Here is a 17,213-nt window from a genome sequence, read left to right on the forward strand (position 1 = left end):
CTTTCAGCTATGCTTAATGAAGATGATTTATTGGTTGTGAATATTCCACCACAGGAAGAATCGATTATCAAGGTGATCGGAGTGGGTGGAGGCGGTAGTAATGCCGTGAACCATATGTGCCGTCAGGGTATTCGGGGCGTAGAGTTCGTGGTGTGTAACACGGATATACAGGCGTTGCGGATTAGTCCCGTGAAGAATCGTATTCAGATCGGTAAGGAGCTTACCGAGGGGCGTGGAGCGGGAAGTTTGCCGGAACGCGGTAAACAGTCGGCTATTGAAAGTCTGGATTATATCAAAACGATATTGGAGCGTAACACGAAAATGGTGTTTATTACGGCAGGTATGGGAGGTGGAACCGGAACGGGAGCCGCACCTATTATTGCCAAACAAGCTCGTGAGTTAGGTATTCTGACTATCGGAATCGTGACGATCCCTTTCAGTTTTGAGGGGCGGAAACGAGTGGAGCAAGCTATGGAGGGTGTTGACGAATTGTCGAATTACGTGGATGCTTTGTTAATTATCTGTAACGAGAAGTTGCGGGATATGTACGGGGATTTGAAATTGTCGAAAGCGTTTGAGATGGCAGATAACGTGTTGACGATTGCGGCTAAGAGTATAGCGGAGATCATCACGCTAAAGGGATTCGTGAACGTGGACTTTGCGGACGTGGAGGTGGTGATGCGGAATAGTGGGGTGGCACTGATGGGTGCCGGAGAGTCGGTTGGAGAGAATCGTGCGCTGGAGGCTGCGAAGATGGCATTGGAATCGCCCTTGTTGAATAGTAATGATATTCGGGGGGCATCTAATATATTGTTGAATATGTTGTACGGTAGTAAGGAGATCACGATGGATGAGATTACCTTGATTACCGATTACGTGAAGGAGTTGGTCGGGAACGATGTGGACGTGATTTGGGGGGCTGGTAAGGATGATGCTTTAGGTGATGAGTTGCACGTGGCTGTGATTGCTACCGGGTTTAACGGTTCACCGATCGAGAGAAAGAAGACGAATATTTCTTTCAAGGTGGAGACCGTGGAAGATTTGGAGATGCAGACGGTGGATGCCCGGAAGTTGGAGGAAGAGGAGCGGATGCGCAAGCAAAAACTGGAGGAAAGTCGTCGGTTACGCCAACAGCGAGGTGAACAGAGGCGGGATGTCGGGAAGCGTCAACGGGCTATCGTGTTTGACGACGATGATGACGATGAACCGGTTCGGGAAGAGGAGACTCACCGGAAACGGATCGAGGAGTACGATCGGGAGTTTGAACTGGAGAACGGGCGCAAACGGGGAAAGAATGAGGTGCCGGATGTAGATAGTTGGTTCAAGCGTAAGCTGGGGAATATGTTCAACGAGGATATGAATAGGGATTCACAAATGTAATAATGGACGATCATGGTAGATGGATTGATAAATTTTAACCAGTTTGAGATTACTACCCCGATTATTAAGGTGATCGGAGTCGGAGGTGGTGGCGGTAATGCCGTGGAATACATGTACAGGCAAGGGATCTGTGACGTGGATTTCGTGTTGTGTAATACCGATTCGCAAATATTGGAACATAGTCCTATTCCGACCATTATTCAATTGGGGAAGACCCTGACTGAAGGACGGGGAGCGGGGAACCGACCGGAAATCGGAGAGGCCGCCGCTAACGAGAGTATTGATGATATAAAAGCGTTGTTGAGTACCAATACGAAGATGGTGTTTATCACGGCAGCAATGGGGGGTGGTACCGGGACCGGTGCGGCACCCGTGATTGCCAAGGTTGCCAAGGATATGGGTATTCTGACGGTGGGTATTGTGACGATACCTTCCCGCTTCGAGGGGCCGAAGCGTTTGGATCAGGCTCGTGAAGGGGTAAAAAGATTAAAAGAACACGTGGATTCTTTGATTATCATAGATAATGAGAAGATACAACGGATATTCGGATCGCAAACATTGTCGAGTGCATTTGCCAAGGCTAACGACGTGTTGAATATTGCTGCCAAGGGTATTGCGGAGATTATCACGTTACCGGGATATATAAACGTCGATTTTGCCGACGTGAGAACGGTGATGACGGATAGTGGAATTGCTATTATGGGTGCGGCGAAAGCCTCCGGTGAAGACCGGGCGAAGCGGGTGATTGCCGAGGCTTTGAATAGCCCTCTGCTGAATAAGAGCGATATACTGGGAGCTAGTGACATCTTGTTGAATATTACATCCGGGACGGATGAGATTACGATGGATGAGATGAGTGAAATCACGAATTACGTGATTAAGGAAGTAGGTGATAATGCAGCTATAATCTGGGGTGTGGGAACCGATGAGGCGCTGGAAGACGCAATTTCCGTGACGGTGATTGCTACCGGCTTTCCCATGGAGGACGTGGAAAATACGTTCACGAAACCCTTGAAGGGAGTTGCGTCCGTGAATGATGTTTCGGAAGAGGCGGTGGATGCCGCCCGTACGAAAAAAATCAAGGACGGGGTAAAGGATTACGTACAGGTCATTTTAAAGGAATCGGAGGTTGTGCTTCAACCGGATCTGTCACCCGAAAAAATAGAAGAATTGGCAACGACTCCGGCGTATACACGGAGACATTTAAAAATAGACAGACCCTAGCGATTTAGTGATTTAATGATTTAGCGATTACGTGATTTCCGGTTATAAGTAGAGGTGTTAGCCTCGTGGGGAGGAATCTAAAATCAAAAATCACTAAATCCGAAATTGTAAGGGGGTAATTTAAAACAGTTTAATGGAAAAATTTAGAGAATTAGGATTAGACGGGGAAATTCTTAAAGGAATTGCAGATTTAGGGTTTGAAACACCGAGTCCGGTACAAGAGAAGGCCATCCCTGTTATTTTGGGCGAAGAAAATGATCTGGTTGTGTTAGCCCAGACCGGGACGGGAAAAACAGCGGCTTTCGGATTGCCGTTATTACAGAAAATTAATCCGGAATGGAATAGTGTACAGATATTGGTTCTGAGTCCCACGCGTGAGTTGTGTATGCAGATCGGGAGTGATTTGAAAAAATATTCAAAGTATCTTCCGGATATTCGTGTGACCTGTGTGTACGGGGGTACGGATATTAGAAGGCAAATGAAAGAGTTGCAGAAGGGTGTACACGTGGTTGTGGCAACCCCGGGACGTTTGGTTGACTTGTTGAACCGGAAGGCATTGAATATCGAGACCGTGTTTGCTGTCGTGCTGGATGAGGCCGACGAGATGTTGAACATGGGATTCCAGGAAGATCTGGACTTTATCTTGAGTAACACGCCTAAGGATAAAAATACATATTTGTTTTCGGCGACAATGCCGAAAGAGGTAGAGCGGATTGCCCGGAATTATCTGGTGAACCAGAAGGAGATTTCCGTGGGTAAGAAGAATCAGGGTGCAGACACCGTGTCTCACCAATATTATATGGTTCGTGCGAAAGATTGTTATGAGACGTTACGTCGAATCGTGGATTGCTCTCCCAGTATGTACGCTATTATTTTTACCCGAACGAAGAATGATGCGCAGGATATAGCGAAACATTTGCAGCGTGATGGGATTGATTGCGATGCATTACATGGGGATCTGAGCCAAGCACAGCGGGATAACGTGATGAACGCTTTCCGGGCGAAACGGCTGAAAGTGTTGGTGGCAACCGATGTGGCAGCTCGTGGGTTGGATGTGGATTGCCTGACACACGTGATCAATTACAATTTGCCGGAAGACGTGGAGAGTTACACGCATCGTAGCGGTAGAACGGGACGTGCCGGAAAGGAAGGAATCTCTATTGCGATTATTCACTCGAAAGAGAAAGGGAAATTGCGTCGGATTGAAGGTATCTTGAAAAAGAAGTTCGAGTACAAGCAAGTTCCGGTAGGGGAAGAGATTTGTCGGGCTCAGTTGGCATTCTATGCAGATAAGATTTTAGCATCGGAGGATCAAGAGGATATGGATCTGTATGCTCCGGATGTGTATGAAAAGTTCGCAGAGCTGACGAAAGAAGAGTTGATCCAACATTTGGTATCCTACGAGTTCGGTAAGTTACTGAAGAAGTATAAGAATACGGCTGATTTGAATATTAGCGAGGATGACCGTGGAGGTCGTTCAGAGCGAGGTGAACGTGGAGATCGGGGAGATAGGCGTGACCGTCGGGGACGTGGAGAAGAGACTGTGTATAGCACGTTTATGCTGAATGTCGGTCGGGAAGACGGGCTGACACCTCGTGATTTGATGGGCTTGATTAATAAATATTCTCGTCGTCGGGGGATTGGTGTCGGAGGTATTCGTATTTTTGATACAGATACTAAATTCGAGATTGACGAGGAGAGTGCATCTGATTTCGCCGTAGATTTCAGCAAGGTTCTCTTTAATGGTATTCCATTGGAGATAAAGGCTATCCCGACTCGGGACAATGGACGTCGTCGGGACGACCGGAGTCGAGGCGAGTTTTCCGGAAGACGGGAACGTCGAGATCGGGACAAACGAGATAGCCGAGGTGGCGGACGTCGGGAAGAAAAGAGTGGTGGAAAGAGAAGAGGAAGACCGGGAAGTGATCCGAAAAAGCCGAGAAATTTCAATAGATCGTCTTCTCGCGACTAGAAAATAATTTGTACATTTGAACATGGGAAGTGTAAGGTTTACTTTACATTTTCACATGTTCACATGTTCAATGTTTATATATTCAAATTGAAAAATGATGGAAATTAAGAGTGCCAATTTTGTGATAAGTAACACGGATGTGAAGAAGTGTCCGGATCCGGATAGACACGAATATGCGTTTATCGGGAGATCGAACGTGGGGAAATCTTCGTTAATTAATATGTTGACGAATTACAGTAAACTGGCCAAGACATCCGGCAGTCCGGGAAAGACGCAGTTGATCAATCATTTTTTGATTAATGATGAATGGTATCTGGTGGATTTACCCGGATACGGGTATGCCAGAACATCTAAATCTCAGCGAGGACAATTCAGTTCTATGATAAAGAATTACATTTTAAAACGGGAGAATATGGTATGTCTTTTCGTGTTGATTGACAGTCGGCACGATCCGTTGAAGATTGACCTCGATTTCATGGAGTGGCTGGGAGAGAACGGGGTGCCTTTTGTTATGGTCTTCACGAAGGCTGATAAGTTGACGACCACGGAACGAATGAATTGTATTGCCAAATATCAGGAAAAGATGAAAGATACATGGGAAAGTATGCCCATGGCGTTTATTACTTCTGCTGAAACAAAATTGGGACGGGTGGAGTTGTTGTCTTATATTTCTGAGTTGAATAGATTAGAACTAGAATAAGATGGTGTGATGAAATGATTTTATAATCATGAAATCATAGAATCGGCAATCACAGAATCTTTAAATCATAAATTAACATGGAGGCTATTGGATTATACCAATTGAATAGTTTGGTGAAACGGGAGTTAAAGAATCGTTTTCCGGATAGTTTTTTGGTCATAGCCGAGATTGCTGATGTGAAAGAAAATCGGTCCGGGCATTGTTATCTGGAGTTGGTGGAGAAGAGAGAGGAAGATGATGCGGTGATTGCTACGGCTCGGGCTACGATATGGGCGTTTACCTATCGGATGCTAAGACCTTATTTTGAAACAACCACGGGAAAATCTTTACAGAAAGGGATCAAGGTGCTGGTTCGTGCGGAGATCGTTTTTCATGAGTTGTATGGGTATTCTTTAAATATAAAAGATATTGATCCGACTTTCACGGTTGGAGATCTGGAGCGGAAACGTAAAGAAATTATTGATCGATTGACGCAAGAGGGGGTAATTGATATGAATCGGGAATTGGAGTTTCCGGTGTTGCCGAAGACTGTGGCTATTATATCTTCCCCCACGGCTGCCGGGTATGGTGATTTTGTGGATCAGTTACATCGTAATGTTTACGGGTATGCTTTTCATACCAAGTTGTTTCCTGCCATTATGCAGGGGGAGAAAACAACAGAATCTATTATTGCTGCCTTGGAAAGAATTTACGAGTATGAATCACTTTTTGATGTGGTGGTGATTATTCGAGGGGGTGGTTCACAAACGGATTTGGGTAGTTTTGATTCCTACGAGCTGGCTGCTAACGTGGCGCAGTTTCCTATTCCTATTCTTGCAGGTATCGGACATGAACGGGATGAAACGATCGTGGACCGGGTGGCTTATCGGAGTGTGAAAACCCCAACGGCGGCGGCGGCTTTTTTGATTGAGTGCTTTAACGAGGTGGATAGTGTGTTGGAGGATGCGAAGGAAACCTTGGTGAGAGAAACCAGAAGAATTTTGCAAGAAGAAAAAACTCGTCAGGTAGTACGAATTACGGAGTTCAAGCAATTTACCCGTCTTTTTTTAGAGGGACAGGCAAATAATTTGACCTTGTCGTCCCGGAGAGTAGAACATGCTTCAAGGCTTTTTGTACAGGGTCGGATCAATGGATTGAATCAATTGAAGATGAAGGTGGAAGGGAAGGTCGGAGCCTTGTTTGAGCGTCAGAGGAATCGTTTGGACGATATGCAAAAGACAATGGTACGTAAAACAACAGAATTGTTTACGGCTAATCGTTATTTTCTAGAGTTGGCAGAAACGAAAATGAAGTATGTTGATCCGAAAAATATACTGGAAAAGGGATTCTCGATCACTCGTGTCAACGGAAAGGCGGTTCGGGAGACGGATCGTGTGAAAAAAGGGGATGTGCTTGAAACAGAGTTGTTCAAAGGCGTTATTCGAAGTGAAATAAAAGATATTGAAACAAACATCTAATATATAATCGGTTATGGAAGAAAAATTGACATATAAATCCGCTATGGAGGAGATAGAAAGTTTGGTGAAGTTGTTAGAAGAAAATAAGTTGGATGTGGATGAATTGAGCGAGAAAGTAAAACGGATGGCGGTACTTGTTGAGTTTTGTAAGGGCAAATTACACCGGACGGAAGAAGATGTAAATAATGTGTTGAAATCAATTACCGAATGATGAAATCCGGTTGGCTGTTGTTTTTCATGCTGGTTTCAGTGGCTTCTATGTTAGGGCAGACTCGAACAGCAGAACGAAATTTGTGGGGAAGGGATGAAGTGAAACATGCAGTGATAGGGGTTTGCGTGAAGAACGTGGAGACGGGACAGGTTGTGTACGAGCATAATCCGGGAATGGCATTGCGTCCGGCCTCCGTGGTTAAATTGCTTTCTTCTGCATTAGCATTAAAACGGGAAGGAGATTCTTTAACTTACACAACAAAGGTTTTTTACACCGGGGAGATTGATGAAGGGAGACTTTTGGGAAATATTGTTGTACAGGCAGGAGGTGATCCAACATTAGATTCAAAGTATTTTCCCAAAGCATGTTTTATGGATAGTCTTGTTTCTAAGGTTGTGAGCTTGGGAATCAAACGAATTCATGGAAATATTATTATAGAGACAGAGGGAGAACCAGTTCGTATTCCGGGGTCTTGGCCGTGGGAAGACGTGGCAAATTATTACGGGGCTCTTTATCATTCATTTAATTACCGGGATAATACGTACACGATAAACTTGAAATCCGGAAAACCGGGCACTCGAACCAAGATCGTGTCTGTTGAGCCTTCTGTTCCGGGAGTAAAATTACGGAACGAAGTGATGGCTTCTGCCAAGAATGCAAATGATGCGTGGATATACGGGGGGCCAGAGACTGCGACGTTATTAATTCAGGGGACTATTCCAGCCAATCGTTCTTCTTTTGCGGTGAAGGGAGCTATGCATCATCCGGATGCTTGTTTTAGGGCTGAACTGGAAAAACGATTGAAGGAGAAAGGAGTTTTGTTGGATAAACAAAGGATAGAGGAGGGAGAACGTCATGCATTGCTGGCTATGGATTCTCCTTTTTTGAAGGATATTGTTTATTATACTAATAAGAATAGTGTTAATCTTTTCGCCGAGGCTTTGGGCGAATTGATCAGTCCGACAGATTACGCGAGAACGGTAAAGGTAGAATTAAGTCATATCGGGATAGATTCATGTGGAATTACGTTGAAAGATGCCAGTGGTTTATCGCCGGCAAATGCTGTTCCAGCGGAAGTGTTCACGGATTTATTAATTTGGGCAAAGGGGCATTTAAGTGATGCTTTTGTTGCCTCCTTACCACAAGGAAATGTGGATTGGGGATTACGAATTTATTCCGATCATCCGGTTTTAAGGGAGAATGTTATTGCCAAGACCGGCTCTATGTCAGGAGTCCGGGCTCTTGCCGGATACTTAAAAAATCAGAAGGGAGAAACGTTAGCTTTTACGATTCTTGTGAATAATTACGTGGGTGATCCCGTAAAGGTTCAGGAGACTATTAGGGATTTATTGAAAGATATAGCAGATAAATGAAAAAACCGGCAAAGTGCCGGTTTTTACTTCTAAAATATATAGAAAGAATTATTCATTCTTGAACTGATCATCTCCGAATGCTAACATCGGGAAAGTGATAAAGGGAAAGAAAATAGTTGCAATGGTAAATCCAATACCTTTTCCGAATTTCTCCAAGAATTCTTTTAAAGCGATGATAGAGAAGATGATGTTTGCAATCGGAACAAAAATCATGATCAAAAGCCACCACCACGGTCTGTTAATGATTTGGAGCATTACGTAAAGATTGTAAATAGGGATAATGCCTTCCCAACCTTGTCTTCCTGCTTTTTCGTACACTTTCCACATGGAAACAAGTAATAATACGACAATAAGCAAGTAAATGATAGATACTAACATAGTTCTGATTTTTTTAGTTAAACATTTATAAGTAAACTCGTTTTTTCCTTTCGTATACACACAGCATTTTCGTTCGCAAATGTATAAAAATCTATACGATTGTCAAAGTTTTTTCTTTCTATTATCTGTGTTTTTACCGTTAAAACTTTTATTATCTGTTTTTTTAGACAATAGATTTCTTTTGTATTTGTTTTTTAATACATTTGTAATATCGAATGTATGCTATTTATGGGCGATTTGGAGAATGGTGTATTAGGAAAAGAAAATGTTGCGGGGGATAACGGAAATGAAAGTTCTAAAAACGAGATTGATGTTATTCGTTACGCACTGGATCACGTGGATCAGGAAATTTTTGTATTCCGTCCAGGTGGAGAACTCGTGTATACCAATCAACCGGGTAGAGACAGGTTCCATCTACCGGAAAATCTGACTGGAATTTACGCATGGACGTTAGATCCGACATTAACATTAGAGTCTTGGAACAAGAGAACTCAGCCAGTTAGGGAGCGTGGGGAGAACTTCGAGAGTATGTTGTATTTAAACCGGCCCGGTGGGGGATGTGATGTCTTGAAAATGTTTGCTCACTCGACAATTCGTGTTTCCGGGGAAGAGTTAATCTGGGTCTTTGGACGAGATGTATCCCTGCATGTGAAAAATGAGAATAAAATTAAAGAGCTTAATTCCATTATGAACACCGTACTAGACAATATTCCCGTGTATTTGTTCGTGAAAGATGCCGGACCGGAATTTCGTTACGTGTATTGGAATAAAGCTTTTGAGACATATTCTCATATTTTACGGGAGAATGCCCTAGGTAAAACCGATTTTGAGGTTTTTCCCAATCCAAAAGATGCAGAACGTTTCAGACGAGATGATAAAGAATTACTTCGTACGGGAAAAGATATTGAATTCTTGGAGACCTATGAGACGAAAAAAGGGGAGATAAGAACTGTGAAGACGTTGAAGACTTTGGTCCGGAATGACTCTGGTGATCCCTGTTTTCTAGTTGGTGTTTCGTGGGATATAACAGATTTAAAAAGTACGGAACAAGAGTTGGTTAAGGCTCGTTTGAAAGCGGAACAGTCGGACAAATTAAAGTCTGCTTTTCTGGCGAACATGAGCCATGAAATTCGTACGCCTTTGAATGCTATTATCGGTTTCACTCGTTTGGTGGCAGAAACGGAGGATGCGGGAGAGAAAGATTATTATCTGAATATCGTAGAGAACAATTCGGAGTTGCTGACACAATTAATAAATGATATACTTGATTTATCAAGGATTGAAGCCGGGAGCTTGGAGTTCGTCTATAAACCGGTTAGTATCCGGGAGTTGTGCTTGAAAATTCAAGAGGTACATCGGGTACGCATGAAAGAGTATGTACAGTTGGCGTTTGAGGATGGTGGTTTAAATACCCACGTGTTAACAGATGGAAACCGACTATTTCAAGTTATATCTAATTTGATCACGAATGCCTCAAAGTTTACAGCAAAGGGATTTATACGTTTCGGTTATCAACAAGTGGATGATTTTATCGAATTCTACGTGGAGGATTCCGGGTGTGGAATTCCCAAAGATAAAGTACCTACAATCTTTGATCGTTTCACAAAATTGAATACCTTTGTGCAAGGCTCTGGTTTAGGATTGGCGATATGTAAAATGCTTGTAGAGAAAATGGGAGGGAACATATTTGTTCAATCTGAAGAGGGACATGGTTCTATATTTAAATTTACAATTCCTTATCAAAGAATTACTATCGAAACAGACATAAACGATATGGAAAATAACGAGATTAAAGAAAATGTAAGTATGGGAAGAACGATTTTAGTGGCGGAGGATGTGGAGAGTAATTTTCTTCTATTGAAAGCAATTATCGGGAAGACTTATACATTGCTCCATGCTTGGAATGGAAAGGAAGCTGTTGAGATATATGAACAATCCCAACCTGATCTTATTCTTATGGATATTAAAATGCCGGAAATGGACGGGTTAGAGGCAACTCGAATCATTCGTAAAGTTTCTCAAGAAATTCCGATTATAGCTTTAACAGCATTTGCTTTTGACGATGATCGGGTAAAAGCGTTAGAGGCTGGTTGTAATGATTATTTGACCAAGCCGTTGTCTGCTCCTTTATTAAAGGAAACGATTGCCAAATATCTGGTTTGATTGATATTATTAAAATTATTATATTTCTAATTTACGTGCATGGAAGTTCGTCATGAATTTCCATGTCGTGTATAAAGAAGGATGTCATTGGAGTATGAAAAAAGCTGTAAACGATAAGTTTACAGCTTTTTTATGTAGATGTTAGAATTTTATTTCACTTCCTCGAAGTCAACGTCAGTTACTTCTTGGTCTTTACCACCATTGTTCGCTTGTTGTTGTTGATCAGCGTGAGGGGCTCCTTGTTGTGCGCCTTGTTGTTGTTGGGCGTTGTACATTTCTTGAGATGCAGCCTGGAACACGTTGTTCAGTTCATCAATAGCCGAGTTGATAGCGGTAACGTCCTGAGCCTTGTGAGCGTCTTTCAGTTTTTGCAAAGCAGCCTCGATCGGTTGTTTCTTGTCGGCAGGTAATTTGTCTCCAAACTCTTTCAATTGTTTTTCTGTTTGGAAGATCATACTGTCGGCTTTATTGATCGTGTCGATTCGTTCTTTTTCCTTCTTGTCAGCCTCTGCATTAGCGGCAGCCTCGTCCTTCATTCTCTTGATATCGGTATCGGAGAGTCCGGATGAAGCCTCGATACGGATAGATTGTTCTTTTCCGGTAGCTTTATCTTTCGCAGATACTTTTAGAATACCGTTAGCATCGATGTCGAAACTAACCTCGATCTGTGGAACACCACGTGGGGCTGGTGGTAGTCCGTCCAAGTGGAAACGTCCGATCGTCTTGTTGTCTTTTGCCAAAGGACGTTCTCCTTGTAATACGTGAATTTCAACAGACGGTTGGTTGTCGGCAGCCGTGGAGAATACTTCCGATTTCTTGGTCGGGATCGTGGTGTTGGATTCAATCAATTTAGTCATCACTCCACCTAAAGTTTCAATACCTAAAGAAAGCGGGGTTACGTCAAGTAACAACACGTCTTTTACTTCTCCGGTTAATACACCACCTTGGATAGCGGCACCAACGGCAACAACTTCGTCCGGGTTAACTCCCTTGGAAGGAGCTTTGCCAAAGAACTCTTCAACTTTCTTCTGTACAGCCGGGATACGGGTAGAACCACCTACCAGAATTACCTCGCTGATGTCTGATGCACTCACGTTTGCATTCTTCAATGCACGACGGCAAGGCTCGATGGTTGCTTGTACCAGATGGTCTGTCAATTGCTCGAATTGTGACCGGGTCAAGGTTCTTACCAAGTGTTTTGGAATTCCATCAACCGGGAATATGTACGGCAAATTGATTTCCGTGGAGGTTGAGCTGGAAAGTTCGATTTTAGCTTTTTCAGCAGCTTCTTTCAGACGTTGGTGAGCCATCGGGTCTTTCCGGATGTCCACGTTCTCGTCTTTCTTGAACTCGTCAGCCAGCCAGTTGATAATCACGTCGTCGAAGTCATCTCCTCCTAGGTGGGTATCACCATCAGTTGATTTTACCTCGAACACTCCGTCACCTAATTCCAAGATAGAAATATCGAAGGTACCACCTCCCAAGTCGAAGACGGCGATCTTCATATCTTGATCTTGTTTATCCAATCCGTAAGCCAATGCAGCAGCAGTCGGCTCGTTGATAATACGTTTCACGGTCAACCCGGCAATTTCTCCGGCCTCTTTCGTCGCTTGACGTTGAGCGTCGTTAAAATATGCGGGAACGGTGATTACCGCCTCTGATACCTCTTGTCCCAAGTAATCTTCGGCTGTCTTCTTCATTTTTTGAAGAATCATGGCAGAGATTTCCTGCGGGGAATATTTACGATCACCAATTTCAACACGCGGGGTGTTGTTTTCTCCTCTTACCACCTTGTAAGGTACACGATTGATTTCTTTATCTACCTGATCATAGGTTTCACCCATGAAACGTTTGATAGAATATATTGTTCTCGTCGGGTTCGTGATAGCCTGACGTTTTGCAGGGTCACCTACTTTTCTTTCGCCATTGTCAACAAAAGCAACAATAGATGGTGTTGTTCTCCTACCTTCACTGTTCGGGATCACCACCGGCTCGTTACCTTCCATTACGGCAACGCAAGAGTTCGTGGTTCCCAAGTCTATACCAATAATCTTTCCCATATTGTTTAATATTTATAATGTTATTATTTTCTATTTATTTTTTCGTTCTTTGTCCCTGAATAGTTTCAAGAACATTTATCTTTTATCAAACGGTGTGCCAGTTCCCAAATAAGACTTATTTTCATAAAAATCTCTTACAGGCACGTGGTTGGTGTCATATTTACTGACAGAACGTCATAAATTGAACGGATCAAGACGTTTCAATCTGACAATGAAATGGCAGAAAGAGTATTGGGAGTTGATAACTTATTTTATATCTTTATACCCGTTAAAGGTCGTAAGTAGGCGGTAAAATATATTAACTAGTTGTGTAAAAGATTTTACAGTGGAAGAAGTCGTAAATAAGTCTATTCAGGTAATTGGTTTCACGAGAAATGCCGATTTTCAATTACCCGTTTTAAATACCAATAAAGAATTCTTGCAGGAGAATATCATCCTGCTACGGGTTGGTTGTCAACATGAAGAGTTTCTAAACGTGTTACAAGAGGTACGGGCCGAGGATATAATGCTTGTCGATCTGGACCGGGTGGCCTTGCCTGTGTTGAACGCTCTTGGGCAAGCTTACGGAAAAACGGAACGAAAGGATCATGTTTATTACGTGAGTAACCGGAAACGTAAGCTGTGGCTTGGGTTTGTGGATGCAGTCCTGTGGCGGGGGGATCGGAGTATCACGGATTCTCCTGTGTTGATTGGTAACAAGGCTTTGTTCATGAAGGCTTACGCTGGGGATGACTTGGACGGAAATCTATTGCGGGCTGTGAGTTACAGTTTACAGAAAGCTTTCGTGAAATTCGGGACCTTGGAGGTGTCTGTTACCTGGAAAGATTCGGAAAACGTTTCGAACCCTGCCGTGAATTATTTTTGGAAGATACCTTTTCGTTTTTTGACCACAGGCCGTTTCTTTACCACCTTGTTTGATGTTTCCGGTCAGTCTCGTCGGGATATGACATTCCGAATGCTTATGCTGTTATTCGGTTTGTTCATCTTTTTTTATATGCCTTATATCAGTAAGGATTACGGGATTAGCGGGGACGAGTTTGTCGATCACCGGCATTCCGGTTATGTACTTGATTTTTTCACGAAAGGAGATAAGGCCGCGCTGAATCAGCCTCAAACGGCTTTACACCTTTACGGTAATTCAATGCAGGTGGTGGCGGCTGTCGTGGCTAACATGATCGGTGCGGATGATGTTTATGCCGTGCGTCATGTCGTGTGTGCCTTGGTGGGAGCTTTGGGGATAATTATGATCGGTTTGATGGGAATGCGTTTCGGAGGAGGGTTGTGTGGACTCATTTCCATGTTGTTACTCTTTTTTTCGCCCCGTTTCTTCGGGCATAGTATGAATAACCTGAAGGACATTCCGTTTGCCGTGGGATACTTGGTTGCCATATTCTATTTCGTGCGGATGTTCGATCGTTATCCCGTGGTCAAACTACGACACATGATCGGGGCCATGCTGGGAATCGCTTTGGCATTGGGAACCCGTTCCGGGGGCTTGCTTTTGTTTCCGTACTTGTTGATGTATGGCGGTTTGTTTTACATCTTATGGGTCGGATTCAAGGAGTTTTATAAATTTATGAAATATCGTAAGGATGTCGAAAACGTCTTGTTTTTGATTATACTCGTTTTATTTGTTGGGTATTTCTTGTCTATCATCACGTGGCCTTTCGCGTTGGCTCGCCCGTTTACTAACGTGGTTGTATCATTGAAGGAATTCACGAATTATAATATCGGGTTGCGCACGATATTCGAGGGAGAACAGATGATGTCGAATATGCTGCCTGTTCATTATGCCCCGAAATACTTGATGATCGGGTCACCCTTGGTGGTTGTTATCGGTTTTATCGGGTATCTTTTTTTCATGGCTTTCCGGAAGAAGGAATTCTCTCTGTTGTCGTTCTTTATTTTATTCTCACTGGTATTTCCCGTGTTCTGGGTTATTTACCAGAAATCAAATTTGTACGGGGGAATTCGTCATTTGTTGTTCGTGATGCCTTTCATGATTTTGCTGGCAGCCCGGTTCTGGACGTTAATATTGTCTGTTTCCCCTAAATATTTGAAGGGCGTCATGGTGGTTGTGCTTGTCGGGTTGTTATTCTTACCTGCACGTCACATGGCCGTGAATCATCCCAATGACTATGTTTATTTTAACGAGTTGGTGGGAGGGTTGCGAGGTGCTTACGGGGATTACGAAACGGATTATTATTATAATTCCTTGAAAAAAGGGGTGGATTGGTTCAAGAAGAACGTGGATTATAAGGGACGTCCTCTCCGGATCGTGACGAATCATAGTGCGAATCTGCAACATTATTTCCGGAAAGATACGAATGTTACCATCGTGTATAGCCGGTATTACGATAAATTCAGCAAGGAGTGGGATTACATGATATTCGATAACGTGTATATCAATAGTTTCCAGTTGAAAAATGGTCTTTTCCCAGTGAAAGAGGGCTTTTTGTATTCGGTGGATGCCGATGGGTTGCCGATGTGCGTGGTGGGTGAGAGAACGTCTAGGGATGATTACGAGGCGATCAAGTTGGAGGAACAGAAGAAGTACCCGGAGGCGATCGCGAAATTGGAGAATTATTTGAAGGATCACCCGTGGAACGAGGAAATGTGGATGCGTTTATCCCGGATGTACTACACGATTGGCAAGCCGGAGGAGGCTCTTCGGTGTACGGGTGAATCTCTGAAATGGCAACCGCAGTTGATGGATGCGTTGAATATCCGGGCGTTGAGTGCTTTGGATTTGAAAAAGTTCACGACGGCTCATCAGGCGGTTGACGCGATGTTGGCCCAAAATGACGTGGCATCTTCTTCTTATTATTTGAAGGGGTTGATTTACTACACGGAGGGAAAGGATAAGGAGGCGCTGGATAATGTCAATAAAGCGTTGAGGTATAACGGTGGAAACGTGCAGGCGTTGGCCTTAGGTGGGGATATTTTACGGCGAAACGGGAGTTATTCGAAAGCGATAGAACCTTACGAGAAGGTGGTGAGAGCCAAACGGGCGGATGAGCGGGTGTTGCTTTCTTTGGCGGAATGTTACTGTCGTGTGAATAACTACAAGTTACTGGAACAGATCACATCATTGTTACGTGAGCAAGGACGGGATAAAGAGGCGTTGCAGAAGATTGAACTCCGGGCTTTGATTCAGCAAAAACGCATGGAGGATGCCGAGAAATTGTTGAAACAGATGAACGGGGTCAAGGAGGATAGCGAGTTTGTATTGTTACGTGCGCTATGTGAACTTGCGGCAGGACGCCGGGCTACAGCCACAGAAATGGCTCAAAAGGCGATAGAACTGGACCCGAAGAACAGGGAGGCGATTGAATTACAGCGTTTCTTGTCGAAAGAAATGGAGATTCGGAAATAAAACGATTATAAATGAAAAAGATATGTGTCATCATCCCGTGTTATAACGAGGCGCAACGTTTGGAGTTGGAGGTCTTCCGGGAATTCGTGGGTAGAGAAGAACGTTTTGATTTTTGTTTCGTGAACGATGGTAGTCAGGATAATACATCCGAGGTTTTACGGCGGGCCGTGGAGTTGGAACCGGGGCGTTTCTTGCTGGTAGACAACACGGACAACCGGGGAAAGGCGGAGGCCGTCAGGAGTGGGATGTTGTATGTCAGTTCCTTGAATCGTTACAATATCGTGGGGTATCTGGATGCCGATTTGGCCACGCCATTGGAGGACCTGTATCTGCTGGCAGAGGTGATGGACAGGAAACCGGAAGTGTGCATGACGATGGGGGCCCGTCTGAAACGCTTGGGGGCCAACGTGCAAAGGAAAGCGTATCGCCATTATTTGGGGCGGGGCTTTGCGACGTTAGTTTCGATGTTATATCAACTTTCCGTGTACGATTCTCAATGTGGGGCCAAGCTTTTGAAAAGTGAGTTAATACCTGTTGGATTTAGCGAGGAATTTCGTTCCGGTTGGCTTTTCGACGTGGAACTAATCTTACGAATCCGGGAAAAACACGCTGATTATGACCGGATTATTCATGAAGTTCCCTTGAATACATGGGTGGAGAAGGGGGACAGCCGTATCAAGTTCAAGCATTTACTGAAGATGCCCAAGGAATTGTTTAACATTTATTGTCGTTACATGGGACGTGAATAAGGGCGTGTGTTCCGGGTTATTCTAAGCTTAATATTCCGAATAAGTTACCATGTACTTGCGTCGCTGTCTCGTTAGTAAGTTACCGATAAGTTACCGATAAGTTGCCGATAAGTTATCGAGCGGGAGTGGTAACTTGTCCCAAAGTTCGTGTCGATGAATGATTGGATTAC

The 17,213-nt window shown here is 43.7% G+C and carries 12 protein-coding genes; 10 read left to right on the forward strand and 2 right to left on the reverse strand.

Features of this window, described 5'->3' with window-relative positions; genetic code table 11:
- Window positions 1-9 precede the first annotated feature (9 nt).
- The 7 genes from ftsZ (I2I33_RS08025) (at window position 10) to dacB (ending at window position 8,317) form a co-directional block, all read left to right on the forward strand.
- On the forward strand, window positions 10-1,380 hold the full coding sequence (ftsZ, locus tag I2I33_RS08025; RefSeq protein ID WP_087420582.1) for a cell division protein FtsZ: 1,371 nt from the start codon (window positions 10-12) through the stop codon (window positions 1,378-1,380).
- A gap of 12 nt (window positions 1,381-1,392) precedes the next feature.
- Window positions 1,393-2,604, forward strand: coding sequence for a cell division protein FtsZ (ftsZ, locus tag I2I33_RS08030; protein WP_087420581.1), 1,212 nt, complete (start codon window positions 1,393-1,395; stop codon window positions 2,602-2,604).
- A 133-nt stretch (window positions 2,605-2,737) separates the two neighbouring features.
- A complete protein-coding gene (locus I2I33_RS08035; protein WP_087420580.1) occupies window positions 2,738-4,576 on the forward strand; it encodes a DEAD/DEAH box helicase in 1,839 nt (612 codons plus the stop codon).
- 97 nt (window positions 4,577-4,673) lie between these two features.
- Window positions 4,674-5,276, forward strand: coding sequence for a ribosome biogenesis GTP-binding protein YihA/YsxC (yihA, locus tag I2I33_RS08040; RefSeq protein ID WP_087420674.1), 603 nt, complete (start codon window positions 4,674-4,676; stop codon window positions 5,274-5,276).
- A 77-nt stretch (window positions 5,277-5,353) separates the two neighbouring features.
- Window positions 5,354-6,733, forward strand: a complete 1,380-nt coding sequence (gene xseA, locus I2I33_RS08045; protein ID WP_087420579.1) for an exodeoxyribonuclease VII large subunit — start codon at window positions 5,354-5,356, stop codon at window positions 6,731-6,733.
- 13 nt (window positions 6,734-6,746) lie between these two features.
- The gene (gene xseB, locus I2I33_RS08050) at window positions 6,747-6,944 is read left to right on the forward strand and encodes an exodeoxyribonuclease VII small subunit (protein ID WP_034502262.1); all 198 of its coding nucleotides are present in this window, start codon (window positions 6,747-6,749) and stop codon (window positions 6,942-6,944) included.
- Entirely contained in the window at window positions 6,941-8,317 is a 1,377-nt protein-coding gene (gene dacB / locus I2I33_RS08055) for a D-alanyl-D-alanine carboxypeptidase/D-alanyl-D-alanine-endopeptidase (RefSeq protein WP_087420578.1), read from the forward strand. Before xseB ends, dacB begins: the two co-directional genes overlap by 4 nt.
- A 48-nt stretch (window positions 8,318-8,365) precedes the next feature.
- Here the strand turns inward: dacB and I2I33_RS08060 are convergent, their stop codons facing one another.
- Window positions 8,366-8,695: a DUF5684 domain-containing protein gene (locus I2I33_RS08060; RefSeq protein ID WP_027201036.1), complete on the reverse strand. Its 330-nt coding sequence runs from the start codon at window positions 8,693-8,695 to the stop codon at window positions 8,366-8,368.
- A 219-nt stretch (window positions 8,696-8,914) separates the two neighbouring features.
- On the opposite strand from I2I33_RS08060, the gene I2I33_RS08065 reads away from it, so the two are divergent.
- Window positions 8,915-10,858, forward strand: a complete 1,944-nt coding sequence (locus I2I33_RS08065) for a response regulator (RefSeq protein WP_087420577.1) — start codon at window positions 8,915-8,917, stop codon at window positions 10,856-10,858.
- Between the two features lie 149 nt (window positions 10,859-11,007).
- Here the strand turns inward: I2I33_RS08065 and dnaK are convergent, their stop codons facing one another.
- Window positions 11,008-12,918, reverse strand: coding sequence for a molecular chaperone DnaK (dnaK, locus tag I2I33_RS08070; protein ID WP_087420576.1), 1,911 nt, complete (start codon window positions 12,916-12,918; stop codon window positions 11,008-11,010).
- Window positions 12,919-13,243: 325 nt separating this feature from the next.
- On the opposite strand from dnaK, the gene I2I33_RS20465 reads away from it, so the two are divergent.
- Both I2I33_RS20465 and I2I33_RS08080 read left to right on the forward strand, forming a co-directional pair.
- On the forward strand, window positions 13,244-16,294 hold the full coding sequence (locus I2I33_RS20465) for a tetratricopeptide repeat protein (protein ID WP_087420575.1): 3,051 nt from the start codon (window positions 13,244-13,246) through the stop codon (window positions 16,292-16,294).
- 11 nt (window positions 16,295-16,305) lie between these two features.
- Entirely contained in the window at window positions 16,306-17,043 is a 738-nt protein-coding gene (locus I2I33_RS08080; RefSeq protein ID WP_087420574.1) for a glycosyltransferase, read from the forward strand.
- Window positions 17,044-17,213: the final 170 nt, after the last annotated feature.

This window comes from Butyricimonas sp. BSD2780061689_150309_C8, assembly GCF_015560935.1.
Taxonomy (GTDB): domain Bacteria; phylum Bacteroidota; class Bacteroidia; order Bacteroidales; family Marinifilaceae; genus Butyricimonas; species Butyricimonas paravirosa.

Excerpts from the sequence above, each read along its gene's own strand:
- ftsZ (WP_087420582.1), top strand. The coding sequence starts at position 10 with ATGCTTAATGAAGATGATTTATTGGTTGTGAATATTCCACCACAGGAA.
- ftsZ (WP_087420581.1), top strand. The coding sequence starts at position 1,393 with ATGGTAGATGGATTGATAAATTTTAACCAGTTTGAGATTACTACCCCG.
- I2I33_RS08035 (WP_087420580.1), top strand. The coding sequence starts at position 2,738 with ATGGAAAAATTTAGAGAATTAGGATTAGACGGGGAAATTCTTAAAGGA.
- yihA (WP_087420674.1), top strand. The coding sequence starts at position 4,674 with ATGGAAATTAAGAGTGCCAATTTTGTGATAAGTAACACGGATGTGAAG.
- xseA (WP_087420579.1), top strand. The coding sequence starts at position 5,354 with ATGGAGGCTATTGGATTATACCAATTGAATAGTTTGGTGAAACGGGAG.
- xseB (WP_034502262.1), top strand. The coding sequence starts at position 6,747 with ATGGAAGAAAAATTGACATATAAATCCGCTATGGAGGAGATAGAAAGT.
- dacB (WP_087420578.1), top strand. The coding sequence starts at position 6,941 with ATGATGAAATCCGGTTGGCTGTTGTTTTTCATGCTGGTTTCAGTGGCT.
- I2I33_RS08060 (WP_027201036.1), bottom strand. The coding sequence starts at position 8,695 with ATGTTAGTATCTATCATTTACTTGCTTATTGTCGTATTATTACTTGTT.
- I2I33_RS08065 (WP_087420577.1), top strand. The coding sequence starts at position 8,915 with ATGCTATTTATGGGCGATTTGGAGAATGGTGTATTAGGAAAAGAAAAT.
- dnaK (WP_087420576.1), bottom strand. The coding sequence starts at position 12,918 with ATGGGAAAGATTATTGGTATAGACTTGGGAACCACGAACTCTTGCGTT.
- I2I33_RS08080 (WP_087420574.1), top strand. The coding sequence starts at position 16,306 with ATGAAAAAGATATGTGTCATCATCCCGTGTTATAACGAGGCGCAACGT.